Annotated in this window: 25 protein-coding genes and 1 other RNA gene; 10 read left to right on the top strand and 16 right to left on the bottom strand. The window is 59.7% G+C overall.

The annotated features are described in order from the left end of the window. Positions 1 to 28: 28 nt before the first annotated feature. From MQE22_RS06150 to ffs, 15 genes are all read right to left on the bottom strand, one after another. Positions 29 to 898 (bottom strand): efflux RND transporter periplasmic adaptor subunit, encoded by an 870-nt coding sequence (locus MQE22_RS06150; RefSeq protein WP_215871457.1) that lies wholly within the window; start codon positions 896 to 898, stop codon positions 29 to 31. Continuing rightward, complete coding sequence (locus MQE22_RS06145; RefSeq protein WP_215871458.1) at positions 895 to 1095, bottom strand: DUF1656 domain-containing protein; 201 nt, start codon at positions 1093 to 1095, stop codon at positions 895 to 897. The genes MQE22_RS06150 and MQE22_RS06145 overlap by 4 nt, the downstream gene beginning before the upstream one ends. Continuing rightward, positions 1085 to 3268, bottom strand: coding sequence for an FUSC family protein (locus tag MQE22_RS06140; RefSeq protein WP_215871459.1), 2184 nt, complete (start codon positions 3266 to 3268; stop codon positions 1085 to 1087). Before MQE22_RS06140 ends, MQE22_RS06145 begins: the two co-directional genes overlap by 11 nt. Beyond that, positions 3261 to 4712, bottom strand: a complete 1452-nt coding sequence (locus MQE22_RS06135; RefSeq protein ID WP_215871460.1) for an efflux transporter outer membrane subunit — start codon at positions 4710 to 4712, stop codon at positions 3261 to 3263. The genes MQE22_RS06140 and MQE22_RS06135 overlap by 8 nt, the downstream gene beginning before the upstream one ends. A gap of 39 nt (positions 4713 to 4751) precedes the next feature. Beyond that, a complete protein-coding gene (gene miaA / locus MQE22_RS06130) occupies positions 4752 to 5693 on the bottom strand; it encodes a tRNA (adenosine(37)-N6)-dimethylallyltransferase MiaA (RefSeq protein ID WP_215871461.1) in 942 nt (313 codons plus the stop codon). Positions 5694 to 5712: 19 nt separating this feature from the next. Next, positions 5713 to 7515 (bottom strand): DNA mismatch repair endonuclease MutL, encoded by a 1803-nt coding sequence (gene mutL, locus MQE22_RS06125; RefSeq protein ID WP_215871462.1) that lies wholly within the window; start codon positions 7513 to 7515, stop codon positions 5713 to 5715. Then, positions 7508 to 7990, bottom strand: coding sequence for a tRNA (adenosine(37)-N6)-threonylcarbamoyltransferase complex ATPase subunit type 1 TsaE (gene tsaE / locus MQE22_RS06120; RefSeq protein WP_255790253.1), 483 nt, complete (start codon positions 7988 to 7990; stop codon positions 7508 to 7510). Before tsaE ends, mutL begins: the two co-directional genes overlap by 8 nt. Further along, positions 7987 to 8448 carry a CBS domain-containing protein gene (locus MQE22_RS06115; protein ID WP_215871464.1) on the bottom strand — a complete coding sequence of 154 codons (462 nt, stop codon included), beginning with the start codon at positions 8446 to 8448 and terminating at the stop codon, positions 7987 to 7989. The genes tsaE and MQE22_RS06115 overlap by 4 nt, the downstream gene beginning before the upstream one ends. Continuing rightward, entirely contained in the window at positions 8445 to 9794 is a 1350-nt protein-coding gene (gene bioA / locus MQE22_RS06110) for an adenosylmethionine--8-amino-7-oxononanoate transaminase (RefSeq protein WP_215871465.1), read from the bottom strand. The genes MQE22_RS06115 and bioA overlap by 4 nt, the downstream gene beginning before the upstream one ends. After that, a complete protein-coding gene (locus tag MQE22_RS06105; protein ID WP_226830582.1) occupies positions 9791 to 10624 on the bottom strand; it encodes an NAD(P)H-hydrate dehydratase in 834 nt (277 codons plus the stop codon). Before MQE22_RS06105 ends, bioA begins: the two co-directional genes overlap by 4 nt. Before the next feature lie 11 nt (positions 10625 to 10635). After that, the gene (locus tag MQE22_RS06100) at positions 10636 to 11853 is read right to left on the bottom strand and encodes an ammonium transporter (RefSeq protein ID WP_215871467.1); all 1218 of its coding nucleotides are present in this window, start codon (positions 11851 to 11853) and stop codon (positions 10636 to 10638) included. Positions 11854 to 11915: 62 nt separating this feature from the next. Next, positions 11916 to 12518: a recombination mediator RecR gene (gene recR / locus MQE22_RS06095; protein ID WP_215871468.1), complete on the bottom strand. Its 603-nt coding sequence runs from the start codon at positions 12516 to 12518 to the stop codon at positions 11916 to 11918. 3 nt (positions 12519 to 12521) lie between these two features. Beyond that, on the bottom strand, positions 12522 to 12848 hold the full coding sequence (locus MQE22_RS06090; RefSeq protein WP_215871469.1) for a YbaB/EbfC family nucleoid-associated protein: 327 nt from the start codon (positions 12846 to 12848) through the stop codon (positions 12522 to 12524). A gap of 13 nt (positions 12849 to 12861) precedes the next feature. Next, the gene (gene dnaX / locus MQE22_RS06085; RefSeq protein ID WP_255790250.1) at positions 12862 to 14574 is read right to left on the bottom strand and encodes a DNA polymerase III subunit gamma/tau; all 1713 of its coding nucleotides are present in this window, start codon (positions 14572 to 14574) and stop codon (positions 12862 to 12864) included. Then, an RNA gene (ffs, locus tag MQE22_RS06080) (signal recognition particle sRNA small type) lies at positions 14562 to 14658 on the bottom strand. The genes dnaX and ffs overlap by 13 nt, the downstream gene beginning before the upstream one ends. Before the next feature lie 432 nt (positions 14659 to 15090). On the opposite strand from ffs, the gene MQE22_RS06075 reads away from it, so the two are divergent. Continuing rightward, positions 15091 to 16395: an HDOD domain-containing protein gene (locus tag MQE22_RS06075; RefSeq protein ID WP_215871470.1), complete on the top strand. Its 1305-nt coding sequence runs from the start codon at positions 15091 to 15093 to the stop codon at positions 16393 to 16395. A gap of 14 nt (positions 16396 to 16409) precedes the next feature. Here MQE22_RS06075 and MQE22_RS06070 read toward each other — a convergent pair whose 3' ends face one another. Further along, positions 16410 to 17726, bottom strand: a complete 1317-nt coding sequence (locus MQE22_RS06070) for an arsenic transporter (RefSeq protein ID WP_215871471.1) — start codon at positions 17724 to 17726, stop codon at positions 16410 to 16412. 103 nt (positions 17727 to 17829) lie between these two features. Here MQE22_RS06070 and MQE22_RS06065 point away from each other — a divergent pair, with 103 nt between their 5' ends. The 9 genes from MQE22_RS06065 (at position 17830) to MQE22_RS06025 (ending at position 26956) form a co-directional block, all read left to right on the top strand. Beyond that, positions 17830 to 18147: an ArsR/SmtB family transcription factor gene (locus MQE22_RS06065; RefSeq protein WP_215871472.1), complete on the top strand. Its 318-nt coding sequence runs from the start codon at positions 17830 to 17832 to the stop codon at positions 18145 to 18147. Positions 18148 to 18169: 22 nt separating this feature from the next. Beyond that, the gene (locus tag MQE22_RS06060; RefSeq protein WP_215871473.1) at positions 18170 to 18667 is read left to right on the top strand and encodes an arsenate reductase ArsC; all 498 of its coding nucleotides are present in this window, start codon (positions 18170 to 18172) and stop codon (positions 18665 to 18667) included. Then, entirely contained in the window at positions 18664 to 19134 is a 471-nt protein-coding gene (locus MQE22_RS06055) for a VOC family protein (RefSeq protein ID WP_215871474.1), read from the top strand. Before MQE22_RS06060 ends, MQE22_RS06055 begins: the two co-directional genes overlap by 4 nt. Before the next feature lie 215 nt (positions 19135 to 19349). Continuing rightward, positions 19350 to 20384 carry an HlyD family secretion protein gene (locus MQE22_RS06050; RefSeq protein WP_215871475.1) on the top strand — a complete coding sequence of 345 codons (1035 nt, stop codon included), beginning with the start codon at positions 19350 to 19352 and terminating at the stop codon, positions 20382 to 20384. Positions 20385 to 20387: 3 nt separating this feature from the next. After that, complete coding sequence (locus MQE22_RS06045) at positions 20388 to 22142, top strand: ATP-binding cassette domain-containing protein (RefSeq protein WP_215871476.1); 1755 nt, start codon at positions 20388 to 20390, stop codon at positions 22140 to 22142. Continuing rightward, positions 22139 to 23254: an ABC transporter permease gene (locus MQE22_RS06040; RefSeq protein WP_215871477.1), complete on the top strand. Its 1116-nt coding sequence runs from the start codon at positions 22139 to 22141 to the stop codon at positions 23252 to 23254. Before MQE22_RS06045 ends, MQE22_RS06040 begins: the two co-directional genes overlap by 4 nt. Then, positions 23254 to 24363 (top strand): ABC transporter permease, encoded by a 1110-nt coding sequence (locus MQE22_RS06035; protein ID WP_215871478.1) that lies wholly within the window; start codon positions 23254 to 23256, stop codon positions 24361 to 24363. The genes MQE22_RS06040 and MQE22_RS06035 overlap by 1 nt, the downstream gene beginning before the upstream one ends. Before the next feature lie 71 nt (positions 24364 to 24434). Then, complete coding sequence (locus MQE22_RS06030; protein ID WP_215885785.1) at positions 24435 to 24716, top strand: hypothetical protein; 282 nt, start codon at positions 24435 to 24437, stop codon at positions 24714 to 24716. Between the two features lie 305 nt (positions 24717 to 25021). Next, positions 25022 to 26956: a PrkA family serine protein kinase gene (locus MQE22_RS06025; RefSeq protein WP_215871431.1), complete on the top strand. Its 1935-nt coding sequence runs from the start codon at positions 25022 to 25024 to the stop codon at positions 26954 to 26956. The last annotated feature ends 10 nt before the right edge of the window (positions 26957 to 26966 follow it).

Genomic DNA, 26966 nt, shown 5'->3' with positions numbered 1-26966 from the left:
AAAAGCGGGAGATAGGAATGCAACATCGTTATGTGGGGTGTCTTTTCTCTACTACGACTGAACAGATCATCCCTGCCGTCAACGGTAAATCCCGAGGCTTTTGCAGCAAGCGGATACGGACCGGGATACGGGCCGGCAAACGGACCCAATTGAAACTCGCCCGCACGTCTGCCTGCAGACGCTCGCCGGTGTGACTTTCGCGATCGGCGATGGCGGGGGCGATACCTTCTACTATCGCCGGCAGACTTTGCCGTGCCCCCAACAGGGTGACCCGCGCCTTGTCGCCGACATGGACCCCGGCCAGGCGGGTCTGCTCCATGTAGGCATCCACCCAGTAGCTATCAGACTCCACCAGCGCGAGCAACGGCTTGCCAGTTTGCGCATAATCTCCGGTCCGCAAACGCAGATGGGTAATGGTTCCCGCTACTGGCGCCCGCACCAACGTCCGCGACAGGTCATATTCCGCCAGATTCAGGCGGGCGCGGGCAGCCGCCAATTGCGCCTGCGCGGTGCGCACCGCGAGCAGGGCATCGGTGCGCGCCTCTGCGGATACGACATCCGCTGGCAAGTCGGCACGTCGCGCCGCCTGTTCCTGGCGAAGAGCGAGTTGCGCGCTGGCTTCGGCCAATGCCGCCCGCGCCTTGGCCACGGCGAGCCGGTAACGTCGGGGATCGATGCGAAACAGTACCTGTCCGGCTCGTACCGGCGCATTATCCGCAACCTCAAGATCCACCACGCGGCCACTGACATCGGCATTCACTTCAATGATCTGCGCTTGCACGACGGCATCCCGGGTCCACGGACGATCCATATAGGCATGCCAAAGACGCCAGCCAAGCCATCCCGCCAGGAGCAGCACTACCAAAGTCAGCAAGACACGCAACAGACGCCGGATCACCCGTATACTCCCAGTCCCAACAGAGAAAAGAGACAAACAAATAGCGCAAGGCGGAACAGTGCCGGATGCCAGACCCAGCGATCGAGATTCCAGCGACTCGTCAGTTTATCGGCAATCAGATACAAAATGACCGTCAGCGCAAAAATTGGCAAAAGAGTCGGTACGACTGCACCAAAAAGAACGATGTCAACCGGCATCTTGCGGCTCCAGCGCCTGGGAAAGGCGTCGGGATACGCTGGCGATGACGTGTACATAAACGCGAAACAAGGCGTCCGGCGGCAAGATCGGATGTAGCGCAGGGTCAAGCCTTTCCTCGGGAAGATGCTGTACCGCATCCAGTGTGGCGCGTAGACGCTGCCGATCCTCTTCGCTCATGGCTTCGGAACGGCGCTGCCGGATACTTTGCAGGAGTGGCTCGACATAGTCCTGGTCATATAGTTGCAAGGGATGCTCTCCTGCCTCCTCGCCACGCGCGTGCAATAAAATCCGTAGCTGCAGAATACCCTCTGCGAGTTCGTCCAGGCGCATGGCCTCGCGTAGCACCTCAGCATCGCCCTGTTGTTGCGGTGTGAGAGTAGCGGCAAGCAGACGCAGATATTCCCGACTCTCGGCGGCATAGCGATTGCGCAGATTGGTCAAAGGCGCACTCGCCACAGTGCGTACCAGGGTACGAAAGCGCTCGAGCAAACGGCTACGCTCCCAGCGATTTCCCAGCGGAAAGATCAGGAAAAAGGCGATGCCCACCAGGAACACAGCAATCAGCTCAGCAAATCCGGTATTGAGCATGTTGACATAGGAGAATGGCTGATCATTGTCCGGGACCGCCAACTGCGGGAAGAAAATGCCAAAACCGGCGGCGGTTCCCGCCCAGCGGCTTTGCGTCAGCAGCCACGGTGAAACCAGAAAAAATGGGAATAGCGCAAGCGCAAGCAGGAGAAATCCTTGCAGACGCGGCAGAAATTCCAGGGAAAAGAGCATGGCCGCGAGAAAGGCGAGGAGAATGCCAAACCCCATCTGTCGCGTTGAGGCTACCGGATTGGGAAAGGTGGAGAAGAGTGCGACCAGCACCACCGCAATGATCAACGCCGATGGACCAGAAGGCCAGGCCGTCCACAGCCAAAAGCAGGAGACCAGCGCCACCACCATGAGACTGCGCGCTGCCGCAGTGAGAGGTTGAATGATCTCAGTGGGCGGGCGATCAAAAGATACTCGCCAGCGCTTATCGTGCACTTCGTCGATGGTCATGGGTAGCGGTAGGGAAGCCGTCTTCTGCTCTGGGTACAGTAGACGATGATAGCTTTCCAGATAGCGCCGAAATTCCGCCAGGTAACGAGTGAGTAGCAAAATCAGACTATCCAGAGCCAAGGCCTGCGCCGCATCGAGACGAGTATGCAAGTCCTCGCGTAGCCGCGAAAGCTGATCTATGACCCTTTCCTGCACGCCTTGGAGATGCGTGCGGGCCAGCGCACTGTCACCAGCCTGAATGGTCTGTCGCAGCCCTTCCAAGTCCTTGCGCAGTTGCTCCAGTAGCTCTCGGCTGGCTTCCTGCACCGGACTGAGAGCGACCCGGCGCAGACGCCGGATATGACTGTTTAGTAGATGGAGGGTACCCGAAGCAAACATCATATCGGCAATCATCTCCCCAACCAGCTCATTGTGGAGACGACCCGCTGCGCTCTCAAAAAAGGAACCTGAGCGATAATTGTCGAGTTGCAAAGTTTCCTGGGTGGCGGCGAGATGCAAAACGATCCAATCCGCGCGCGCAACTCCGCCATTTAACACCCGCAGAGAATTCCCCAGAAAATGTTCCAATCTGCTTTTGGCAGTGCTCTCCAGCAGCTCACGCAGGGATTGCGGAAAGACCACCGCACTCACAATCGATGCCACCAGGATACCCAACATAACATCACTGAGGCGCGCAATGCCAATATCCACCGCATGTCCAGGATCAAGGGCAGCAGGTAGTCCGACCAAGGCCGCAGTGTAGCCGGCGAGTACAAAGGCGTAGGCTTGAAAGTTGCGGAAATAGCGCGCACCGGCCGTACAAAAAGCGACCCATAAGGCCAGGCCGGCAAGGAAACCGATACGCGCGTCCGGGAAGAGCGCGACCAGTAGCAGCGCAACGATACTACCGACAATGGTCCCGATAGCGCGATAGAAACTCTTGGCCAGCACCATCCCATTACGGGATTGCATGACGATAAAAACGGTAATGACCACGGTACTTGGTGAATCGAGCTGGAAGCGATAAGCCAGCCATAGGGCCAGCAGCGCCGCCAGTGCCGTCTTGCCTAAAAATAGCCACCTTTGCAGATCCTGACGGTAAAAATCTCGCCAGAACTGATAATGGGTAACGGCAGAACTAGCCATGGACAGCCGACTTCTCGGGCCAAGTCTGGGCGACCACCCGCCCCCCCAACGCCGCATAGAGAGCTACGAGAGTTTGTTCGGCATGGGTATCCAAGCGCAGACGCTCCAGTTGATTCTCGATCAGCGGAACTCGTACCTCCAGTGCTGGCAGCGCGTTGCTCAGCCCCGCCTGGTAGCGCTGCTGCTGCAATCGCACGCTATGTTCCAAAATGACTTCCCGTTGTTGCAGGCTGGCGCGTTCCTGCGCCGCGGCCTGCAGTGTCGTCAAATCACCGGCCACCTGTTGCAAAGCCTGTAGCAGGGTCTTGCGATACTGCGCCAAGGTTACATTGTAGTTTGCTTGGCTGGCGTCAAAGTTGCCGCGCAGCCGTCCGCCTGTAAACAACGGCAGATTGATCGCCGGCCCGATTCCGGCCTGCAAGGAACCGGGATGCAAAAAGGTGAACAAGCCACCAGCGGCGGCCAGTCCCCCGGCAAAGGCGACGAGATTGATGTTGGGATAGTAGGCATCTCGCGCCACTTGTATGGCTGCAGCTGCGGCCTCGATCGCATTCCGTTGCGCCACGACGTCCGGCCGCTCTCCCACCCACGCTGCTGGTACCTGCGTTGGACTCTGCCAATACGGTCGGAGCAATGACCGTCGGCCGGCATTCCGCAGCGTTGCGGGCAGACGAGTTCCTTGCCCACAGAGCACGGCAAGGGCCTCGCGGTTCTGTTCCTGCTGCGCCTCTTCGGCTTCGATTTCTCGTTGCAAACGCGAAAGGCGAGCGGCATTTTCCAGCGCTGCCAGGGAATTACTCAGACCATGTTGCTGCCGCTGTTCTTCGATGCTTTCGATTTGTTGCAATATCTGCTGCTCGTCATACAATTGCGCAAGGACTGCATCATTACCGGCAATCGCCAGTAGCTGCTGTACAACCGCAGCCTCCAATACAAGGGTTGCCGCCCTTTGCTTCTGCTGCATCATCAAAAGATGCAAGCGGGCCTCGCGAACCCGCTCGCGCTCCTTGCCCCAGAGGTCGAGATGGTAGGAAAAATCCAGTTTCAGGGCGTTATTCCAGGAGCTTTCGCCGGCATAGGGAGGCAGATAAAATTGATTTTGGGTCCAACGGCTCACCCCAATGTGTCCTGCCAAATCGGCCTGTGGCACGAGCTTAGCGCCAGCGCCGCGCAACTGCGCTGCTGCGAGCTGTACTCGTGCCTCGGCTTCCTCCAGATCCGGATTATTGCGTAAGGCGAGACGCAGAATCTCCCGCTGCTGTGCATCGAGCAAGGCCCGCCACCAATCGGTGTTGGCTGGCGTCTCTCCCTGCCCCTGCACCAGCCCCTTGCTGAGCTGCAAGTCCTGTAATTTGGTCGGCGCCGCAAGCTGCGGCATCTTTGGCGCACAGCCCGCGACCGCAGCGAGTACCAGGACGTAAGCAGCAATCTGCCAAACCCTCACGTATTCCTCCGCTGTTTCAATCCAAGTGCTCGCGTAGCATCATTCACCCATACCCTGCAGGCGCTGCCGGATCTCCGCCACTACCGCGTCCGCTTGCCTACCATCTGCGGATGACAAACGCCAGTCAGCCTCCTCGGCGCGGAACCAGGTTGCCTGCCGCTTCGCCAACTGCCGCGTAGCGTAAAGGGCTGCCTGTTCCGCCTCAGGCAGGGAGCACTCGCCCCGCAACCAGGCGAATAGCTGACGGTAGCCCACTGCCCGGCAGGCCGGGTAGTCCGCGTCTCCATAACGTCCAAACAGAGTCGCGGCCTCCTCGCGGAAACCCGCCGCATACATGGCTTGCAGGCGAACAGCGATGCGCTCGTGCAGTTCGGCGCGCGCGGGTTGCAGGACAATCTTCCAGAGCGGTCCGGACAGTCCGCCCTGCCAGAGCTCCATCGTCTTGCCCTCCGCCAGCAGCTCCAGGGCACGTTGTATCCGCTGTGCATCGTGGGGATGGATAGCAGCCGCCCGTTCTGGCGCCTGTTGTGCCAGGCGCTGATGTAAGGCGGGCCATCCCACGCGCTCGGCTTCTCTCTGAAGCTGTTGGCGAAGGACCGGATCGGCGGGCGGCAGATCGGCAATGCCACGTTCCAGGGCACGGAAATAGAGGCCCGTGCCCCCAACCAGCAAGGGGATTTGTCCATCTGCCCGGGCAGCGGCAATTTCCGCTCGGGCGTCGCGGGCAAAGTCACCGGCCGAATAGATCTCTTCCGGTTCGCGGATATCGATCAGGGCGTGGGGATAGCGGGCCTGCAGCGCGGGATCGGGCTTGGCGCTGCCCAGATCGAAATGACGATAGACCGCCAGCGAATCGACGCTGATGAGGCGAACCCGGAAGGTATCTGCCAGACGCAGGGCGAGAGCCGTCTTGCCGCTCGCCGTCGGCCCCTGGAGAAAGAGGGTGGGTAGAAAAGATATCTCGGTGTTCTCAGGGTCCATAGTCCCGGATAGCAGCAGCTCAGCGTCCACGCAGGAACAGGCGATCGAGCTCGGCAAGGTTCCACTGGACGATGGTGGGCCGGCCATGATTGCATTGGGTGTAGCGTGGCGTTGCTTCAAGCTGCCGCAGGAGGGCATTCATTTCTGCAAGACTTAGGGGATGATGGTCCTTGATGGCGGCGTGACAGGCCATCTCCGCCAGACGCTCATCCCCCTGCCCGGCCTGCCAGGTCGCCTGCTCCGCCAGGCAATCCGCCACCAGATCGGCAATGGCCGACTGCGGAAACCCCGGCGCGCAGGCGTGGATGCGCAGGCTGCCGGGACCGCTGCGCGACCAGTCGAGACTGGCCTCACGCAACAATTCCGCGCGCTCCTCCAGACGCTCGCCCTGAGCGGGGCTGAGCTCGATCTGCAGCGGCAGGAGCAGGGCTTGCTGCTGTCCCGTCGACCGTTGCGCCTTGAAGCGCTCGTAGAGAATGCGCTCATGGGCGGCATGCTGATCGATCAGGAGCATCCCTTCCTTGTTTTCCGCGACGATGAAACGCTGATGAATCTGCCCCAAAGCCCGTCCCAGGGGATAGCCCTTCCAGAGCTCCTCTGGATCAGAAACGGAGGATGACGAGGACTCAGGAGAAGGCGGCGGCGGGTAACGGAAACCAGGAGCGACCAGTTTCTGCCAATAGTCGTCGCCAGAGTCCTCCCGCACCCGGCCTACGGCAAGGTCTGTGAGAGGCGCCTGGGTACCGAAAAATCCCGCGCCCGAGCGCTGTTCGCTCCTCTCTGTAGGGGGTAGGTACGGCGCCCGCGGACGCGCCTGATCGGCGATGATTTCTGCCAGGGTATGGCGGACGAAGTCGTGGATCTGGCGAGCCTCGCGAAAGCGCACCTCGGTTTTGGCGGGGTGCACATTGACATCCACCAGCTCACTCGGCAGCTCCAGATAACAGATGGCGACAGGTTGGCGGTCCTGATACAACACATCCGCATAGGCGGAGCGCAAGGCATGACGCAGACCGGCGTCCTGCACCGCGCGGCCATTGACGAAGAAATACTGCTCGTCGGCGCGGGGTCGGTTGAAGCTGGGCAATCCGAGCCAGCCCCAGAGTCGCCAGCCATTATTTTCCTGTGCAAAACGCAAGGCGTTACGCAAGAATTCCTCGCCAAGGATGGCCGCCACCCGCGCGTCCTGATCGGCCTCACTTAGGGCCGCTGGATACTGCGCCAACAAGCGCTTTCCTTGTTGCAGGCGCAGATCCACCGGAAAGGCGCTGAGGGCGAGCTGACGCCAGAGTTTCTGGATACGGCCGAGTTCGGTGCCGGGGGCCTTCAGAAATTTGCGCCGCGCTGGCACATTGTAGAACAGATCTTCCACCCGCACCGTGGTGCCAGGCGCCCGCGCTGCGGGAGTATCTTCCTCGAGAATGCCCGCTGCCAGACGTAAATGCCGCGCCGCATTCGCCCCAACTGCCCGACTGGTGATTTCCAGGCGCGCGACAGAGGCAATGGCCGGCAGGGCCTCCCCGCGGAAGCCAAAGCTATGGATCTGCTCGAGCTCCCCGTCATCGTAGAGTTTGCTGGTGGCGTGGCGTGACAGGGCCAACGGTAGGTCTTCCGCCTCGATACCAATGCCATCGTCCTGCACCTCGAGCAGCTCGATGCCCGCCCCTTCGATCAGCACATCGATGTGCCGCGCGCCGGCATCGAGGCTGTTTTCGATGAGCTCTTTCAACACGGAAGCAGGACGTTCCACCACCTCCCCCGCGGCTATGCGGTCTGCCAGTTGCGGACTCATCACCTGCACCCGGCGTCGCGTCTCAGGCATGCTCAGCCAAGCTCTCGGACGCCGCGGTGAGAGCCGCCAGCCATTCGCTGCCGCGTGCGCTCAAGGCTTCGGCCTCCAAGCGATGCGCTCCCGCCGCTGCCAGCGCCATCTCGATCCGCAGATCGGCGGGCGGCAGGTACGCCAGGGCGCGCTCCGGCCACTCCACCAGCCACAGGGCATCTTTCTGCAGATAATCGCGCAGACCGATATATTCCAACTCCTCTGCCTCTACGAGCCGATACAGATCCAGATGCAGTACCGTCCCCGCAGCGGTGTCATATTCCTCTACCAGGGTATAGGTGGGACTGCGGACCACGGCGCTGTAGCCCAGGGCATGGATCAGGGCGCGCGCCAGGGCGGTCTTTCCCGCCCCGAGATCTCCCTGCAGATACATCACTCCCGGGATCGGCTTCAGACCGGCAAAGCCCTGCGCCCAAGCCTCGGTAGCCGCCAGATCGGGCAGTTCCCGGATCATGATGGGGACAGGAGACCCCGGAGGATATCGGAACGGCTGATCATCCCCAACAGTTTTCCTTCCGCATCGACCACCGGCAGGGCGTGCAGTTGATGTTCGAACATCCGGTCGGCCACCGTATCGAGGCTCTCTTCCGGGCGCGCCAGTTGCAGATGTCTCTTGGTGGCCAGCCCCCGCGCATCGACCGCGGTGACCTTGCGCAATTCTTCGCTGTATTCATGCATGCCAGAGATGGGAATTACACTGTCCAGAATCGAAATCACCGTGGGTAGATGCACCTGCCGGTGGGCATCGATCAGATCGCGTTCCGTGATGATCCCCGTCACACGGCCACTTGCGTCGATGACCGGCAGACTGTGGTGCCCAGAGGTCAACATCTTCTTGCCGACCTCCTCCACGCCGTCGCTCTCCCGCACCGAAATCACCTCTGTCGTCATCAGCGTACTGATATTTTTCATGCCGCAGTTTCCTCAGCCATACTGTCTTGCAATACCCGCAGGATAAGGTCAATTTCTGCGGCTGTCACCGAAAGTGGGGGCACGATGACAATGCTGTCGCCCAGCGGACGCAGATAGACACCCGCCTCGCGCGCCCGCCGACAGACAGCGTACTCGCGCCGGTCGCCATAGGGATAGGCATTGCCGCCCTGCGGATTGCGCAGGGGGACAGCCGCCATCAGGCCAAACTGCCGGGGCGCTGCCGAAAATGGCATCCCGGCGAAGCGCTGCAATCCTTGCTGCAGCTGCGCGATGCGCGCACGGACCGAGCTGAGCAAGTCGTTTTCGGCAAAAAGGGCCAGGTTTTCCAGCGCTACGGCACAAGCCAGGGGATTTGCGGTATAGGTATGGCCGTAATAAAACTGTTTGGCCTCGCCAAAGGGGGCCAGGAAGGCCGCATAGATCTGTTCCTGTGCGAGAGTGGCCGCCAGGGGCAGATAGCCGCCGCTGATCCCTTTGCCCAGCGCCAGCAGGTCAGGACGGACGCCTTCTTGCTCGCAATAAAACAGGCTACCACTACGGCCAAAGCCGCTAGCGACTTCATCGACGATAAATAGTACCTCATAGCGGCGGCAAAGCTCTGCCGCGCCTGCCAGAATCCCCCGCGGATAGGGCAGGATACCCGCTGCGCCCTGCACTCCTCCCTCCAAAATCAGGGCGATGATCTCGCGCGAGCTTTTCCGAAGCCTATCCTCCAGCGACTGCAACCAGCTTGCGCAGGCGGCTTCGGCATCGCCCTGCAGTCGTTGCTGCAGCAACCACGGGCTGGGCAGGCGCTCCACCGGGAAATGGAGATGGCCATAGACCCCATGAAAGAGCGGAAAACCGCCCAGCGAACTGGCACCAACAGTATCGCCATGATAGGCGTCATCTACCGACAGAAATCGGCGCTTGTCCTTGCGCCCCAGATTTTGCCAATATTGCGCCGCGATCTTGACCGCCACTTCCACCGCCTCGGCGCCGTCTTCCGAAAAAAACACCCGCTCGAGTCCCGCAGGAGCAATCTCCGTAAGACCCTTCGCCAGACGGATACCCGGCGGATGACTGGCGCCCAGGACCGTCGTGTGCGCCACCCGCTGCAACTGCGCCTGCAATGCGGCATCCAGACGCGGGTGCCGATGGCCGTGGACGTTGCACCAGAGGCTGGCAATGGCATCCAGGGCCTTGCGCCCGCGGATGTCATAGACATAATTGCCTTCGCCACGCGCAATGATCCAGGGATCGTCATCCCCCCAGCAGGACATCTGCGTAAAAGGATGCCAAAAATGCCGGCGATCCCAATCGCGCAACTCTTGTTCTTTCTTCAAGTGGCACTCCAGTTTTGCAATACGCGCGGGATCTGCGCCAGGATATCCCGCGCCAACAGGCTCGCCTCACCGAGTTCGTCTGCTGCCAGGTCGCCGGCCCGAGCATGAATACAGACCGCAAGGCCCGCCGCCCCAGCCGCATTCAAGCCCTGTGCCCAAAGACCGGCGATAAGACCGGTGAGGACGTCACCGCTGCCGCCGGTGGCCATGCCGGGGTTACCCCAGGGGCAACGTCCGAGCAGACTGCCGTCACTCACGAGGGTGCCTTCCCCCTTGAGTACCCAGACACCTCCGTAGCGTTGTACCAGCTCGGCAATCGCCGCCTCCCGGTCGGTCTGCACCGTCGTGGTAGTGGTGCGCAGCAGGCGAGCGGCTTCCCCCGGGTGCGGCGTGAAGATCCTCTCGGCCGCTCCGCGCAGGATATCCGGCCCAATGCGGGCGAGGATATTCAGGGCATCGGCATCCCAGATCTGCCGCTGCTGCAGTCCGCCCGCCTCACGGACGAGATCGTGGGCGGCCAGGCCCTGGCCCAGTCCCGGCCCTAGAGCAAGAACCGCATGGTCCGGCAGACGGCTGGCAAGGCGCGGTGGCCAATCCATCCAGGTCGCTTCTGGCAGATGCACGGCAAGATAGATCTGCGACTGGGGATGACCAATGCCGGTGACGAGGCCGGCGCCGGCGCGGTAGGCTGCCAGGGCCGCAAGGCTCAGGGCACCGCCCATCTCCGGGCTGCCGCCCAGGACATAGACATGGCCAAAGTTGCCTTTGTGCGCGGCAAGGGGACGCTTGGACAGGGCGGGGAGATTTTCCGGCAGCAGATCGCGATGCATGGGCATGGTCCTCAGGCCTTCTGAATGTCTTCCTCAGGATAGGCGCTGACATGATGGATCGCCAGATCCGGTCCCAGATATTCGTCTTCTTCATCCAGGCGAATGCCGACCGATTTGCGTAGCAGACCATAGACCAGGAGACTACCAAGCATAGCAATGGCAAGACCGAGCGCCGTACCGAGAATCTGCGAAACCATGCTGACGCCGCCGGCACCCCCCAGGGCACGCAGGCCAAAGATGCCGACGGCAATGCCGCCCCAGGCACCACAAACACCATGCAGAGGCCAGACGCCTAACACATCGTCGAGACGCAGGCGATGCTGCACAAAGGTAAAAAGGTAGACAAAGATAGCACCGGCGATGGCGCCAATCGCGAGCGCGCCAATCGGTTGCACCACGTCCGAGCCGGCACAGATGGCCACCAGACCCGCCAACGCGCCATTATGCACGAAACCCGGGTCTCCCTTGCCCAGGGCCAGGGCGGCCAGCATCCCGCCCACCAAGGCCATCAGGGAATTGAGCGCCACCAAGCCCTGCACTGCCTGTAGCTGCTGCGCGCTCATGACATTGAAGCCAAACCAGCCAATGATCAGAATCCAGGAGCCCAGCGCCAGGAAGGGAATATTGGAAGGCGGCATGGGATGAATGCTACCGTCACGGCCATAGCGGCCACGGCGCGGGCCCAAGAGCCAGACCGCGATCAAGGCCATCCAGCCACCCACCGCATGCACCACCACCGAGCCGGCAAAATCATGAAATGGTGCGCCAAACTGGTGGGTAAACCACGCCTGAATGCCATAATTTCCATTCCAGACGATACCCTCGTAGAAGGGATACACCAGCCCCACCAGGAACGCGGTTGCCATCAGTTGTGGCACAAAGCGCGCCCGCTCGGCAATGCCCCCCGAAATGATCGCCGGCACCGCTGCGGCAAAGGTGAGCAGAAAAAAGAAGCGCACCATGGCAAAACCCTGGTCGCTACCGGTGAGTTGCTGCACATCGCCGAAGAAGCTGATGCCGTAGGCAATGTGATAGCCGATGAAAAAATAGACGATGGTGGAGATCCCAAAATCACTGAGGATCTTGACCAGCGCATTGACCTGGCTGCGTCGGCGCACGGTGCCCAGCTCCAGAAAGGCGAAACCACCGTGCATGGCGAAGACCAGGATGGCCCCCATCAACAGAAAAAAGACATTATCCCCGGGCAAGGGCCCAGATGCAGTGATCATCGATCTCTTCCTCGTCGTCGTTTCTACGGTATTGTGATACGTTTCTTATGGTTGCAAGGGTCTTATGATTCCAGGGCAGCGCGTCCCTGTACGGCGCGCCCCAGAGTGCTGCGATCCAGATATTCCAGTTCTCCCCCCATGGGAATGCCGCGCGCGATGCGCGTCACGCGTAGTCCCTCCGGCACCAGCGCAGCCACGAATTGTGCCGTTGCCTCCCCTTCCAGGGTAGAGTTGGTCGCAAAAATCACCTCCTGCAGCCCCTCCTCCGCCAAACGTTTCTCCAGCAGATCGAGATGCAGGGCGTCTGGACCGATGCCATCCAGCGGCGAAAGGTGCCCCATGAGCACAAAGTACTCTCCCTGATAGGCTGCGGAATCCTCGATGGCCAGCAAATCTGCCGGCGATTCGACAATACAAAGGATGGTTCGGTCGCGTCGCCCGCTGCTGCAAATGGAACACAGCGCATCCTCGCAGAGATTGTTGCAGCGCTCGCAGTGGCGGATGGCCTGGTGGGCCTGTTGCAGGGCCAGTGCCAGTTGGGGCATCAACTCGCGTTTGCGCAGCAACAGATCGAGGGCGATCCGTTGTGCTGAACGCGGACCGATGCCCGGCAGACGTCGCAACAGGGCAACGATCTTGTCCAGGGAGGGAGTGCTACCCGCCATCGCTCAGAAGGGCAGGTTCAAACCCGGGATGTTCATACCGCCAGTGACGGTGGCGAGCCGTTCCGAACTGGTTTTCTCGGCATTCCGCAGGGCGTCATTGACCGCAGCAGCGACCAGATCCTCCAACATTTCCTTGTCGCCATCTTCGAGCAGGGAGGCGTCGATCCGTACGCGCCGCACATCGTTACGGCAGGTCATGGTCACTTCCACCAGATTGCCGCCGGCGTGCCCCTGCACTTCCACGTGCGCCAGCTCTTCCTGTACTTGCTGCAGACGCTCCTGCATCTGCTGCGCCTGCTTCATGATATTGCCCAAGCCACCTTTCATCATCGCTGTTCCTCCACTAAGAATTGCTCGCCTGATCCATGATCTCTACCCGCAGTACCCGCGCCTGCAAGACCTCTTGAAACTCTTTGAGACGCGGGTCGGCCAGGGCGCGCGCCTCGATCTCCGCCCGCCGCGCCTGTTCGCGCGCCGTCGCCTCCTGCGCCAGAGTCCCTTTCGCCGCACTGGAATCCAGTAGCGTCAGCCGCAGATCCGTGGCGGCCTGCCAGTGATTCTGCAAAGCCGTGCGCAGAGTACCCTCCTCTTTACGCAGCAAAGACTCATAGGCAGGATCGAGGGCGAGTTCCAGAGCGCTCCGATCACAACGCAGTGCCCGACTGTGCCGTAAAAATTCGCGCAGAGAAGGGCTCAAGGACAGCTTGGGCAGAAGCTCTTCCCAGGCACGTTGCGGATCGGCATGCAGGAGCGGAGCCTCCGGTGCGCGTCCTTCCGGCGCCTCTTCGCGTTCTACCGCCTCTGGCGTGGGCAACAGTTTGGCCGCGGGCGCTGTTGCCCGATTATCGGTTGGCAAATCGGCCGCGGCACCTCGCGTTGCTGCGACAGGATTCGGCTCTCTCGGCTCGGCCACGTTCTTGCTTCTCTCTGGCGGCCCTTCGGGAAGCAGGAAGACGAGAAGACGGAGCAGAGCCATCTCGATGGCCATACGCGGATTGGGATATAAGGAAAAATCCCGCCGCGCCGTAAGAAGAATGTGGTACCAGGACTGTAGCAGCAGGGGGGATTCCTGTTGCACGAGATCACGCAACTGCGCTGCCAAGGCCCCGCGCTGCTCCGGAAGCCACTGCGCCAGACTGCAGCGATGCAGCTCCTCAATGATGGCATCCAGTAGCGCGGCGGCGTCCTGCCCCAGCGCCTGCTGTTCGCGCAGCAACGCAAAGACTTGGCCGCTGTCGCGCTGCAGCAGGGCGATGAGAAAACTCGTGGCGACCTCCCCAGGACAGAGACCGAGCATGGCAGTAACCGTGTCGCCGTCCACCCGCCCGCCGCCTTGGGCAATGGCCTGATCGGTCAGACTCAGGGCATCGCGCAAGCTGCCATCTGCGGCTTGCGCGAGGGCCTCCAGGGCATCATCCGCAGCCTCTACTCCCTCAGCCACGAGGATCTGGCGCAGCCGCTGCACGATCAGGGGCGCTTCAAGGCGGCGCAGATGGAACTGGATGCAACGCGACAGGATGGTCGCCGGGATCTTCTGCGGATCTGTGGTGGCCAAGAGAAACTTTACATGCTCGGGGGGCTCTTCCAGGGTCTTCAACAGGGCATTGAAGCTGTGGGTGGAAAGCATGTGAACTTCGTCGATGAGATAGACCTTGTAGCGCCCATTGGTCGCGGCATACTGCACGTTATCCAGCAGCTCGCGGGTTTCATCCACCCGCGTACGGCTGGCGGCGTCCACTTCGAGCAGGTCGACAAAGCTTCCAGCAACAATGCTCTTACAGGCGCTGCACTCGCCGCAAGGCTCGCTGCTGACGCCTCGCTCGCAATTCAGGCATTTGGCCAGCAGGCGCGCCAGGGTGGTCTTGCCCACTCCGCGCGTACCCGTAAACAAAAAGGCGTGATGCAGACGCCCGCTATCCAGGGCATGACGCAGGGACTTGACCACCGTTTCCTGGCCGACAAAGTCGGCAAAGGATTGCGGTCGCCAGCGTCGCGCCAAGGCTTGGTAAACGCCAGCCATCAGTCGATCAATAGGGAGGCGACGCCAACCAGCCACACCCCGGCACCTGGATCAGTGACTGCCGCTGCTCCCTTCCGGGCCTGACGGGGTTCATCACCTACCACTGCGAGGGGACCGATCTTTGTCGCCATAGAGAAAACTATGCTGCGGAATCTGGAGGAGAGGCTGGAATTCACCCATAAATTTCAATATCCAATATTTACTCAATGAGTTACGAGGAATTCCATGAAACGCTTGCTTACCCTTGCCAGTGACAAAATCATCTCCTCTTCGATTGCGGACACTATCAGATTTCCCCGCACCCGCCAACAGGGAAGGCGTACCTGGCCTTTGCCACTCGGAAAATTGCTACAGGAGCCATGGTGAATTGCCCCCATCGGTTCGACTGTATTCCCCACCTTACGGGCAACAATTCGCCGGATGATGCGAAAACGGAGCGTCGCCAGCGCGTGTGCAAGCAAGTACAGCTCGTGGATGCTTGCGCGCCCGGCCCATAACGCCTAACTAAAGCCAAACATTCTTTTGGGACGAACAGCTGGAAGGAGAGAGTTCTTGCATAAACGTAGTGTCCAGGACTGGGCGGCACAACTAACCCAGCAAGAACTGCCCTTGTTTGGTGCAACGGTACAGCGGCTATTGGCTGCAACGCAGAACGAGTCGCGCTCTTTGACGGAGATCGGCCAATTGATCAGCCGTGACCCTGCTTTTTCTTCGCTGGTCTTGCGGATGGTCAATTCTGTGGCTTTCAATCCGAACTCGCAGCGCATTCTCACCATTCCCAAGGCGATCCTCATCCTTGGGCTGGAGCGCGTTCGCCTACTTTGTTTCTCCGCATTGATTCTAGAAAACACGGTCCAGGCGAAGTTCCAGGCGCAGGTTTTGGATCTTCTCCGAAAAAGTCTGGAGCTGGCGGCACAATCGGAGTTTCTGGCGGAAAAGGTTGGTGGTGAAAAAGAACAGCATTTCCTGGCTGGCTTGTTACACTATATTGGCCAAATCACCTTCTGGTGCGCAGGTGGACCCGAGGCTGCGGAGGTACTGGCGCAGATAGAGGAAGGTCTCAGTTCCGCGGAAGCAGCTCGCCAGGTACTGGGCTTTCCTTTTGAAGAACTGGATCGGTCCTTACTGCAACAGTTGGGCCTCGAATCCTTCTATCAATTGTCCCCTGTTGCGCAGATTGATCTATTGGAGGAGGCCAAGGTTTGGTTGCGACTGCAGGAGGAAAACCGCTATCCGGCACTGCAGGAGCGGATGCAGCGGTTGAATTCCGTTTTTCAACAGCGTACCCCGGCCCTGCTCCGTTCTTTGAAGGAACACCGGCAGCGAACGTTGTCCTTGATCCCGCCACAATGGTTGAGCGGTGATCACGGACCAGGCCCTGTGCCGCAGTGGAGTGAGGCGGACGCGACGGTGCAGGTCCAGATTCTTGCTGATCTACATGCCTTGCCAGTAACGGGAGCCCATCTGCCAACGCTGTTGCAAACGGTTTTGGACGGGATTCACCGCGGTGGAGGTTTTGATCGTTGCGCCTTTTTGGTCCGACAAAGCGATGGCTGGCGGCCCCGACTGCAGACAGGCGCTACACGGCAAGCATTTTCTCAGACCCCCATTATAGAGGATGAGGCTCTGCGCCTGGTCACTCGCGGATTCCTGCCGTTACGCTTGCAGGAAAACGAATCCGGCAGCCATTTTTTGGAAGGCTCGGGCGGATATTCGGCGCCGGTGCACTTTCAAGACAAGGTCATCGGCCTGCTCTATGCCGATCGCGCCCTATCCCAACGCAAGATCGGCCCAGACAATCGTCAAGCATTTGCGCTATTTTGGAAACAGCTCCAGCTTCTGCTGGTTTCTGTGTAGCGCAGGGATCGCCCCTATCCGCCCAAACAGTGCAGCCAGACGCTCAGAGCAAGCAGGGTCATGATCAATACCGGCGGCGTCAGGAGCAGGCCCGCTTTCATGTATTGGCCCCAGCCGATATGGACGCCTTTGCGGTCCAGTACGTGTAGCCAGAGAAGGGTAGCAAGGCTACCGATGGGGGTAAATTTGGGGCCGAGGTCGCAGCCGATGACGTTGGCATAGACCATCGCCTCGTGAATCTGTGGATGACTGGTCGCGAGACCTGTCTGATGAATGCTCAGGGCGCCAACCAAGACCGCCGGCATGTTGTTCATTACCGAAGACAGGGCCGCGGCGAGAAAGCCGGTGCCCAGGGTCGCGGTGATCTGATCCTGCCCAGCCAGCCACTGCAGGACCTGCGCCAACAACTGTGTAAGCCCGGCATTGCGCAGACCGTAGACCACCAGATACATGCCGAGCACAAAAACCACGATCTTCCACGGTGCTTCCCAGAGAATCTTGCGCACCGAGATCTCTGCGCCAGCCCCACCGCGCCACCAGCGCCCCGCCACCGTTAGCAAGACCAGCGCCGCAGCCACGGTAACCACGGACACCGGGATATTCCACTGCGCCGTGATGAAGTAAGCCAGCAATAGCAGCAGCAACACGGGGAAACTGGCACGAAAAAGCAGGGGATCGCGAATAGCGGAACGCGGCTCGGGCAGATGAGCCGTACCATAGCGCGCCGGGATCTGCCGGCGAAATGCCAGCGTCAATACCAGAAGCGTGGCGAGAAAGGCAACGATGTCCACCGGTACCATCACCAATGCATAACGATCAAAGCTGATGTCGAAGTAATTGGCGCTGACGATATTGACCAGATTCGAGATCATCAGCGGCAGGCTAGTAGTATCCGCAACGAAACCAGTAGCAATAACAAAGGCAAAGGTCGCCGCCGGACTGAATTCGAGTTGCAGGAGGATGGCCAGCACGATGGGCGTGAGCAGTAAGGCCGCTCCATCATTGGCAAAGATCGCCGCAATGAGAGCTCCAAGGAGAATAATCAAGGGGAATAGCCGGTGCCCTCGCCCCCCTCCCCAGCGCGCCACATGCAGGGCGGCCCAATGGAAGAAACCAGCCTCGTCGAGGAGCAGGGAAATGATGATCAGGGCGACGAAGGTAAAGGTGGCATCCCAGGTGATTCCCCAAACGATGGGAATGTCCCGCCACTGAATCACGCCCGTCGCCAGCGCCAGGGCTGCACCGCCCAACGCAGTCCAGCCAATGTTCAGCCCTCGTGGCTGCCAGATGACCAGGATCAGCGTGAGTAGGAAGATACCAAGCGCCAGCATGCGCTACCTCGTCAGGATAAAAACAGAGAACCAGAGTCTTGACGATACGCGGATATCTGTCAATACTACGAATATCATTGAATCGTAAAGTGCGCATTACCTGATGACGGACAGCTCCGAAGAACTTCTACGACGCGTTGCCCAGCTCGACGCCCTGGCCTCGCCACAGCGCCTGGAGATCTTTCGTGTATTGGTAGAGCAGGAGCCCGAGGGCCTGGTAGCTGGCGAAATTGCCGAGCGCATCATCCAGGCGCCAAATGCCGTCTCCTTTCACCTCAAAAGCCTGCAGCATGCAGGGCTGGTGAGTGTGCAGCGCGAGGGGCGTTTTCAGCGCTATCGTGCGCGCATGCCAGAAATCCGCGAGCTGATTGCCTATCTCACCGAAAATTGTTGTCGCGGTACCCAAAGTTGCAGCCGTTGATCTTTGCCTGGGGGCCTCCAAAATGTCTGTTCCTGAAATTCTGTTCCTCTGTACCGGCAACTCTTGCCGCTCCATTCTCGCCGAAGCCATTCTCAACGGCCTCGCGCACGGCCGCCTGCATGCCGTCAGCGCCGGCAGCCACCCGACGGGCTACGTCCATCCACGCAGCATTGCTCTACTGCAGCAGGAAGGCTTTTCTACCGAAGGCCTCTCCAGCAAGTCCTGGGACGATCTGGTAACTACCCCCGATATCGTCATCACCGTCTGTGCCAGCGCCGCAGGGGAAACCTGCCCCGCCTACCTAGGGCCGGCCCCGCGCGCCCATTGGGGGGTAGAAGATCCGGCAAAGGCAGTAGGTACAGAGGCAGAAATCGAAGCTGCTTTTCGCAAGGCGTATGAGATTTTGCGGCTGCGCATCGAGGCCCTGCTGGCGCTGCCGATTGCTGAACTGCTGGCCAAAGACCCGGCGATACTACGCTCCGAGCTGGCCAACATTGGACGACTGGGAGAACATGAATGATGGAAGCCATAGTTCCTGGCAGCCTGGAGTTTCATATCAGCATTCGTGTAGCTGATCTGGCACGCAGCACGGAGTTCTATACCCACTTGTTTGGAGTGGAGCCCAAGGATCGGAAGGAGCGCTTCAGCACTTTCCTGGTGCCGAACCTGCATCTGAATTTTGTCATCCTGGTCAATGACCGGGATAACGCCCTCGACACCTACAGCCTCTACCACCTGGGTTTGGGAGTGCCAGATCGAGCCGCGGTGATCAAGAGCTATCATCGTGCCCTGGCCGCTGGCGCGGAGATCGTCAAGCCACCGCGCAGCACCTGGCGCGGCACTCCTTTGCACGAACTTTGGCTGCGCGATCCAACGGGGTACTTGATAGAGATCTATGCGCGCATGAGCGCGGAGGAGCTGGCCGGGATGCCTGTCGACCAGGAGCCTACCTATCTTGTGCCTGGAACCGAACCAAGCGGAGGCTGACGGAATCTGTTCTGATCTGTCATTCCCATAATGCTACCGGTTTTGTGCAGACAGCCGTCTGCAAAACTGCTTGGTCGCGCATCTGAGATGTTTGTATACTTTCATCGGTTGCCGTTAATGGCTTGACTCTCCCTCTTGCTCCTTGATTGGCACTTGGGATCTACCCATGGCCGCCCGGTCGTACGCCCCACTGCGTTGGAGAAAGGAATACCTTCATGATCCGCAACAAGAAGCGCCTGATTCTTCTGATCATTCTGCTGATCGCAGGGGCAGCGATTGCCTTCTTTTTCCTCCACCGCAGTCCAGCCCCTACCGACCACATCACCCTGTATGGAAATGTGGACATTCGCCAGGTACAGGTGGCCTTTGATGACAGTGGTCGCATTCAGCGCCTTCTGGTTCAGGAAGGCGATCGAGTGAAGCACGGTCAACTGCTGGCAGCACTCGATCCCACGCGCTATCAGGATGTCGTGGATCGGGACACAGCTTTGCTGAGCGCGCAGAAACAGGTACTGGCCAGACTTTTGGCCGGCTCTCGACCGGAAGAGATTGCCGAGGCTCGGGCACGGGTGGCGGCTGCGCAAGCGACACTGCAGAATGCAGAATTGGTCTGGCAGAGGCAAAGTGCTCTGGCCAAGGAGCAGTACGTCTCCAAACAAAGTTCTGACAATGCCGCCGCAGCGCTGAAGTCAGCAAGGGCCAATCTGGAACAAAGCCAACAGGCCCTGGTCATGACCATCAAGGGGCCACGCGCGGAGGATATCGCTGCCGCCCGCGCCCAGTTGCAGGCAGACCAGGCCGCCTTGGCGCTGGCAAAGCGACAACTGCATGACACCAAGCTCTATGCGCCAGCCGATGGTGTGATTCAAGACCGCATTTTGGAAGAGGGCGACATGGTTGCGCCTGGTAACCCGGCATTTTCCCTGGCTTTGGACAATCCAGTCTGGGTGCGTGCCTATCTCCCCGAACAGTCCCTGGGGCAGGTGCGCCTTGGGATGCAAGCCTGGATCGAAAGTGACTCCTTTCCAGGCAAGCGTTTCCCGGGTTGGGTAGGATTCATCTCCCCGACAGCAGAATTTACCCCCAAAACCGTGGAAACCACGGAGTTGCGCACCGAACTGGTCTATCGCGTACGGGTCTATGCCTGCAATCCCGAGCATCGCCTGCGTCTGGGTATGCCGGTAACCGTTCAGATTGCCCTGAGCAACAACCCGCCGCAAACGCTCTCTGCGCATCCTTGCGGGGAATAAAGCGTGGCCGCGGCCGATACCCCCCTGCTTTTTCGTGCGGTTAGCAAAAGCTTTGCCCGCGGTTCACAGCGTGTGCAGGCCCTTGACCAAATCGACCTTGGCCTGGTTCCCGGCACCATCACCGCTTTGGTAGGGCCAGACGGAGCCGGCAAGACGACCTTGCTGCGTCTGGCGGCAGGCTTACTGCGGCCGGATGGCGGGGTCGTGACGGTCCTGGGTGCGGACCTCGGCAGCCAGGGCCATAGCCTGCAGCAGGAAATCGGCTACATGCCGCAGCGCTTCGGGCTGTACGAAGATCTTACCGTGCAGGAGAACTTGGACCTCTATGCCAACCTGCAGGAAATTCGTCCAGAGGATGCCAGCACCCGACAACAGGACTTGCTGAAACTGACCGCCCTCGGCCCCTTTCGGACACGCCGTGCAGGGGCCCTTTCCGGTGGCATGAAGCAGAAGCTTGGTCTCGCCTGTGCACTCCTGCGCGCGCCACGTCTGCTGTTACTGGATGAACCCACCGTCGGCGTCGACCCCATCGCGCGCCGCGAACTCTGGCAGATCGTCCAAGGCTTGCGTGACAAGGGGGTGACGATCTTCCTGAGTACGGCCTATTTCGATGAAGCGGAGCGTTGTGACGAGATCATCTTGCTGCATCAGGGCAAACTCCTCAAAAAGGATACCCCCAAGGCCCTCAGCGCGCCCTTGCAGGGACGCTGTTATCTGGTAACTGACGAATTTCGCAGCAAACGGCAACTACGCGAGGCGTTGCAAGCCCGGCCCGAGGTACAGGATGCCCGCATTCTCGCCGAGGGCGTACGGGTACTCTGTCGGAGCGGCGCGGCGGCAGCAGCGGAAGGCGAGCGATGGCAAGCCGTCGAACCGGCCTTTGCCGACGCATTTGTGGATTTACTGAGCGACCCACAAGAAAACGAGGCCTACCATGCCGAGCCCCCCAATCAGACGCCCGCCGACGGCAGGCCAGCAAGCCGGGCAGAAACCCCGGAAACCGTAGTCGATGTGCACGATCTCGGGAAATTCTTCGGTTCCTTTGCGGCCGTCAAAGGTACTAGCTTCCAGGTGCAAAAAGGACAGATTTTTGGCCTGCTGGGGGCCAATGGCGCCGGCAAGACGACGACCTTCCGCATGCTCTGCGGCTTGTTACCGGCATCCTCGGGCAGCTTGCGCGTTGCCGGTGTGGATATGCGTCGCGCGAGCAGTCAGGCGCGGGCACGCATTGGCTACGTGTCGCAGAAATTCTCTCTGTATGGCAACCTGAGTTGTGCGCAGAATCTGGCCTTTTTCTCGGCGGCCTACGGCTTGCGCAGTAGCCGACGCCGCCAGCGAATCGACTGGGCTCAACAGGAATTTCAGTTGCACGACTATGCCAACGTCAACGTCGACGAACTGCCCTTGGGCATCAAGCAACGTCTGGCCCTGGCCTGCGCCCTGTTGCACAGCCCTCCTATCCTCTTCCTTGATGAGCCCACCTCCGGCGTCGATCCCCTGGCCCGTCGGGAGTTCTGGCAGCGCATCACTGGCCTGGCGGAAGCAGGGGTCACCGTACTGATCACCACCCACTTCATGGAAGAAGCCGAATACTGTGACCGCCTGATTCTGATGTCCCTGGGAGAAGTCCTCGCCCAAGGCAGTCCGGAGGAGATTCGCAGCCAGGCGCGGGACGCTGAACATCCCAGTCCCAGCATGGAAGACGCCTTCATTCGACTGATCGAAGCGCACGAGAGCCAGATCCGGAGGGCTTCATGAGTCTCCAGCGCCTGCGGGCACTGATCCACAAGGAGTTTCTCCAGATCCTGCGCGATCCGTCGGCCATCGCCATCGCTTTTCTCATGCCCATGTTTTTGCTGTTTTTGTTTGGCTATGGGGTGTCACTGGACGCCCGGCATGTACCGGTGGCCGTGGTCGTCGACCATCCAACCCCGCAGACTAGCGCCTTCGTTGGCGGTCTACAGGAGTCGCCGTATTTTCGCCCACAACGATATGACAGCATACAGCGTGCCCAGCACGCCCTCCTCGACCGCCAGGTCAGCGCCATCCTCTGGCTGCGTGGGGACTTCAGCCGCCAGGTCCTGCAGGGAAACACCGCGAGCATCGGGGTTCTGGTCAACGGCGTCGATGCCAATGATGCGCGCATCGTAGAAGGCTATCTGCAGGGGGTCTGGCAGAATTGGCTGCAACAGACCGCTGCAGATGCTGGAAAGCCTTTGCTGGTCCCCGTTCGGGTGGAAAGCCGGATCTGGTTCAATCCCGCCCTGCGGAGCCGCGACTATCTGGTACCCGGCCTGATCGCTGTCATCATGACCCTCACCGGGGCACTGCTGACTGCCCTGGTAGTGGCCCGGGAATGGGAGCGCGGTAGCATGGAGGCGCTGATGGCAAGCCCGGTGACCATGGCGGAGATCCTTCTGGGCAAGCTGATTCCCTATTTTCTGCTCGGCATGGGCGGCATGCTACTCTCGGTGGCGCTCGCCGTCTGGCTGTTCGCCGTACCGCTGGTCGGGAGCTTCTGGGTGTTGTTGCTCTGTTCATCGCTCTTTCTGCTGGCGGCGCTGGGCATGGGCCTGCTGATCTCGAGCGTTGCCCGCAATCAATTCGTGGCCGGGCAAATCGCCATCATCGTCACCTTTCTGCCTGCTTTCATTCTTTCGGGCTTCATCTTCGATATCCAGTCGATGCCCGCGCCCATCCAGTTCATAACGCACATCGTTGCCGCCCGCTATTTTGTGAGCATCCTGCAGACGATCTTTCTGGCCGGCGATGTCTGGCCTATCGTCCTCTGGAACAGCCTCGCCTTGCTGCTGATGGCGATGTTTTTTCTGGGTATCACACTGTTGCGCTCGCGCAAGAGACTGGACTGATGCTGGCACGAATCTGGGCGCTCGTCATCAAGGAGTTCCTTGCCATCCTGCGCGACAAAAAGAGCCGGTTGGTGCTCATCGGCCCGCCCCTCATCCAGCTGCTGGTTTTTGGTTATGCGGCGACTTTCGATCTAAACCACATCCCCTATGCCGTCTACAATCAGGATACGGGTTCTGCGTCACGGGAATTGCTCGGCGATTTTCAGGGCTCCCATGCCTTTCGCCAAGTCGCCGTGCTCCATAGCACCGGGCAGATCGCCCCTTTGATCGAGCAAGGGAAGGCCCTGCTGGTGCTGCAGATCGGTCCCAACTTTACCGCCGACCTGTTACGCCACCAGCAGGCCCCGCTGCAGGTGATCATCGATGGGCGCAATTCCAATACCGCCACCCTGGCGTTAAATTATGTCAATAGTGTGCTGCTATCCTTCGACAATCGTTGGGCGGCAGCGCAGCAATGGGGTCGCCCACCGGCGCAACTGGTGGTGCGTGCCTGGTTCAACCCCAACCTCTTGTCCCGATGGTTCATCGTCCCTGGCATCGTCGCCCTCCTGACCCTGGTGGTAACGCTCCTGGTAACCGGTCTTTCGGTCGCGCGGGAACGGGAACAGGGGACTTTTGATCAATTGCTGGTCACCCCGCTGACGCCGGGAGAGATCCTCCTGGGCAAGGCTCTACCCGGTATCATCATCGGTGCGTTGGAGGCTGCCTTCATCAGTCTGGTGGCAGTGTTCTGGTTCCAGGTGCCGTTGCTCGGCAGCATCCCCGCTCTGGCACTGGGTCTCCTGCTGTTCCTGCTGGCCGCCGTGGGTATCGGACTGATGATTTCGTCGTTGTCCCTGACGCAACAGCAGGGCCTGCTCGGAGTATTCCTGTTTCTGGTGCCCGCCATCATCCTTTCCGGTTTTGCCACCCCCATCGCCAACATGCCGCCATTGGTGCAGGACCTGACCTATCTCAATCCCATGCGCTATTTTCTGGTGATCGTGCGCGGAGTCTTTCTCGAGGGGGACAACATCTCCCTGCTCTGGAACCAGTATTGGCCTCTGGCACTGATCGCTCTCGCCTCCATGGCGGCAGCGAGCTGGCTCTTTCGCCATCGTATGCACTGATCTTGTCGGTACCGAGGGAACGATTCCCCTCCGCCACGGTCCCAAATACAGAATCCATCCGAGGGGGCGCAATGCAAGTACGTATCGTCAGCACAAAAAATCTGACCTGGTGGCAAAAGCTCGGCATCACTGCCGGCGTTGCCGTCCTGCTCGTTGTCGCCATCCTCTTCTTTGCCATTTTCGCCGCGCTTTTCGCGCTGGCGCTAGTCGTTGGCAGTCTCTGGCTGACTTGGCGGCGCTGGCGCTTGCGTAGTCGGCGCGACCTGCATGAAGATGGCAGCATCCGCGCCGAGTATCGCGAAATCCGACGGCGTCCGGAGTACTTGCCCAGAGAACGGGATAGCGATCAATAACGCCATTCTGGAAACTGGGCGGCTACTGCTCGCCAGCTGCACCTGATTGGTGCAGATATTGTCCAGGGGCGCACAGTTTTGGCGCAGAAAACATCACAAACTGTCCAACAACGCACAGAACCAGCTTCCTCAGGACTTCGCAAAGACAACAATGCCCAATAATGGGGTCCACTTGCGGTGCAAGCTGTCTGGCACAAGATATGCTGAACCACTGACGAAGCGGAGAGATGAGGAAACGTTGCTTCCATCCCGACGTCTAAGGAGTAGTCTGGTTGCCATAAGCCCACGGGCAAGGAGAGTGGCAGATGAGTCTGTTCGACAAGTATCAAGAGCGTTTCTTGCGTCAGCAGGAGAGTATCCTTTCTCTGGATGAGTACCTTGCCCTCTGCGCCAAAGAGCCATTGACCTATGCCAGCGCGGCCGAGCGGATGCTGGCGGCGATTGGCGAACCCAGGGTACTGGATACCCAGGCGGACCCCCGCCTGGCCCGGATCTTCCTCAATCGCAAGCTCCTCACCTATCCCGCCTTCGAAGATTTCTACGGTATCGAAGACGCCATCGAGAATCTGGTGGCCTATTTTCGCCACGCCGCCCAAGGTCTGGAAGAACGCAAGCAGATCCTTTATCTGCTGGGTCCTGTCGGTGCCGCCAAATCGTCTCTGGCGGAACGCCTGAAAAGCCTCATGGAAAAGCACCCAATCTACTGCCTTGCCGCTGATGGCAAGGTCTCGCCGCTCTTCGAGTCCCCGCTTGGCCTCTTCGATCCCCAAGAAGATGGAGAGATTCTGGAGGACCGTTTCGGTATCCCCAGACGCGCCCTGCAAGGGGTGATGTCCCCATGGGCGGCCAAACGCCTGCGCGAATTTGGCGGTGACATTCGCAAGTTCACCGTCCACCGCTTGATGCCTTCACAGCTACACCAGATTGGCATTACCAAGGTCGAGCCCGGGGATGAGAACAATCAGGATATCGCCAGCCTGGTCGGCAAGGTGGATATCCGCAAGCTCGAGGACTTTTCGCAGGACGATCCCGATGCCTACGCCTACTCCGGCGGCCTCAATGTCGCCAACCAGGGGGTTTTAGAATTTGTCGAGATGTTCAAGGCGCCGATCAAAATGTTACACCCCCTGCTGACCGCCACGCAGGAAGGCACCTACAATGGTACCGAGGGTTTCGGTGCCATGCCCTTCCAGGGCATTGTCCTTGCCCACAGCAACGAATCCGAGTGGTCGGCTTTTCGCAATAATCGCCGCAACGAGGCCTTTCTTGATCGGGTATACATCGTCAAGGTACCGTACTGCCTACGGGTTACCGAAGAAACCCGAATCTACCATAAATTGCTGGAAAACAGTGCCTTGGGAAGTGCGCCCTGCGCCCCGGATACCCTGGACATGCTCGCGCGCTTTTCTGTGTTGAGCCGATTGAAGGAACCCGGCAACAGCAGCTTGTGGTCCAAAATGGAGATCTATGACGGCAAAAGCCTGAAAGACAAAGACCCCAAGGCCAAAAGTCTGCAGGAATATCGCGATGCGGCGGGGGTGGACGAAGGCATGGATGGGATTTCCACCCGCTTTGCCTATAAAATCCTGTCCCGCACTTTCAACTACGACGCGGATGAAGTCGCCGCCAACCCCGTGCACCTGCTCCACATTCTGGAAACCCAGATTCGTCTGGAGCAATTTCCCGAGGACATCGAAGGCCGCTATATCGGATTTTTAAAGACCGAACTGGCGCCCCGCTATGCGGAATTTCTGGGTCTCGAAATCCAAAAGGCGTACCTGGAAAGTTATGGTGAGTATGGACAGAATCTTTTCGACCGATACATCCAGTATGCCGACTTCTGGTTGCAAGACACGGAATACCGCGATCCCGACACCGGTCAGTTGATGGATCGATCCTTGCTCAATGAGGAGCTCGAAAAAATCGAAAAGCCGGCAGGGATTGTCAATCCGAAGGACTTTCGCAATGAGGTGGTGAATTTTGTTCTGCGCGCCAAAGCGGCCAATGATGGCGTCGGACCGGCGTGGACCAGCTATGAGAAACTGCGCTCGGTGATCGAGAAAAAAATGTTTGCCAATACGGAAGATCTTCTGCCGGTGATTTCCTTCGGCAAGAAAAGCTCGTCCGAGGAAGAGCGCAAACATCAGGATTTCGTCAGCCGGATGACCGCCAAAGGCTATACCGAAAAGCAGGTACGCCTCCTGGTCGACTGGTACATGCGGTACCGCAAACATCACTGAGCCCATGATC

Source organism: Acidithiobacillus sp. YTS05, assembly GCF_024396695.1.
Classification (GTDB): domain Bacteria; phylum Pseudomonadota; class Gammaproteobacteria; order Acidithiobacillales; family Acidithiobacillaceae; genus Igneacidithiobacillus; species Igneacidithiobacillus copahuensis.
This window is presented reverse-complemented; position numbering and strand designations above follow the sequence as displayed.

Bases quoted from the DNA above. Each gene is read 5' to 3' on its own strand.
- MQE22_RS06145 (WP_215871458.1), bottom strand. From the start codon at position 1,095: ATGCCGGTTGACATCGTTCTTTTTGGTGCAGTCGTACCGACTCTTTTG.
- MQE22_RS06140 (WP_215871459.1), bottom strand. From the start codon at position 3,268: ATGGCTAGTTCTGCCGTTACCCATTATCAGTTCTGGCGAGATTTTTAC.
- miaA (WP_215871461.1), bottom strand. From the start codon at position 5,693: ATGGACCCTGAGAACACCGAGATATCTTTTCTACCCACCCTCTTTCTC.
- mutL (WP_215871462.1), bottom strand. From the start codon at position 7,515: ATGCCTGAGACGCGACGCCGGGTGCAGGTGATGAGTCCGCAACTGGCA.
- tsaE (WP_255790253.1), bottom strand. From the start codon at position 7,990: ATGATCCGGGAACTGCCCGATCTGGCGGCTACCGAGGCTTGGGCGCAG.
- MQE22_RS06115 (WP_215871464.1), bottom strand. From the start codon at position 8,448: ATGAAAAATATCAGTACGCTGATGACGACAGAGGTGATTTCGGTGCGG.
- MQE22_RS06105 (WP_226830582.1), bottom strand. From the start codon at position 10,624: ATGCATCGCGATCTGCTGCCGGAAAATCTCCCCGCCCTGTCCAAGCGT.
- MQE22_RS06100 (WP_215871467.1), bottom strand. From the start codon at position 11,853: ATGATCACTGCATCTGGGCCCTTGCCCGGGGATAATGTCTTTTTTCTG.
- recR (WP_215871468.1), bottom strand. From the start codon at position 12,518: ATGGCGGGTAGCACTCCCTCCCTGGACAAGATCGTTGCCCTGTTGCGA.
- MQE22_RS06090 (WP_215871469.1), bottom strand. From the start codon at position 12,848: ATGATGAAAGGTGGCTTGGGCAATATCATGAAGCAGGCGCAGCAGATG.
- MQE22_RS06070 (WP_215871471.1), bottom strand. From the start codon at position 17,726: ATGCTGGCGCTTGGTATCTTCCTACTCACGCTGATCCTGGTCATCTGG.
- MQE22_RS06065 (WP_215871472.1), top strand. From the start codon at position 17,830: ATGACGGACAGCTCCGAAGAACTTCTACGACGCGTTGCCCAGCTCGAC.
- MQE22_RS06060 (WP_215871473.1), top strand. From the start codon at position 18,170: ATGTCTGTTCCTGAAATTCTGTTCCTCTGTACCGGCAACTCTTGCCGC.
- MQE22_RS06055 (WP_215871474.1), top strand. From the start codon at position 18,664: ATGATGGAAGCCATAGTTCCTGGCAGCCTGGAGTTTCATATCAGCATT.
- MQE22_RS06050 (WP_215871475.1), top strand. From the start codon at position 19,350: ATGATCCGCAACAAGAAGCGCCTGATTCTTCTGATCATTCTGCTGATC.
- MQE22_RS06040 (WP_215871477.1), top strand. From the start codon at position 22,139: ATGAGTCTCCAGCGCCTGCGGGCACTGATCCACAAGGAGTTTCTCCAG.
- MQE22_RS06035 (WP_215871478.1), top strand. From the start codon at position 23,254: ATGCTGGCACGAATCTGGGCGCTCGTCATCAAGGAGTTCCTTGCCATC.
- MQE22_RS06030 (WP_215885785.1), top strand. From the start codon at position 24,435: ATGCAAGTACGTATCGTCAGCACAAAAAATCTGACCTGGTGGCAAAAG.
- MQE22_RS06025 (WP_215871431.1), top strand. From the start codon at position 25,022: ATGAGTCTGTTCGACAAGTATCAAGAGCGTTTCTTGCGTCAGCAGGAG.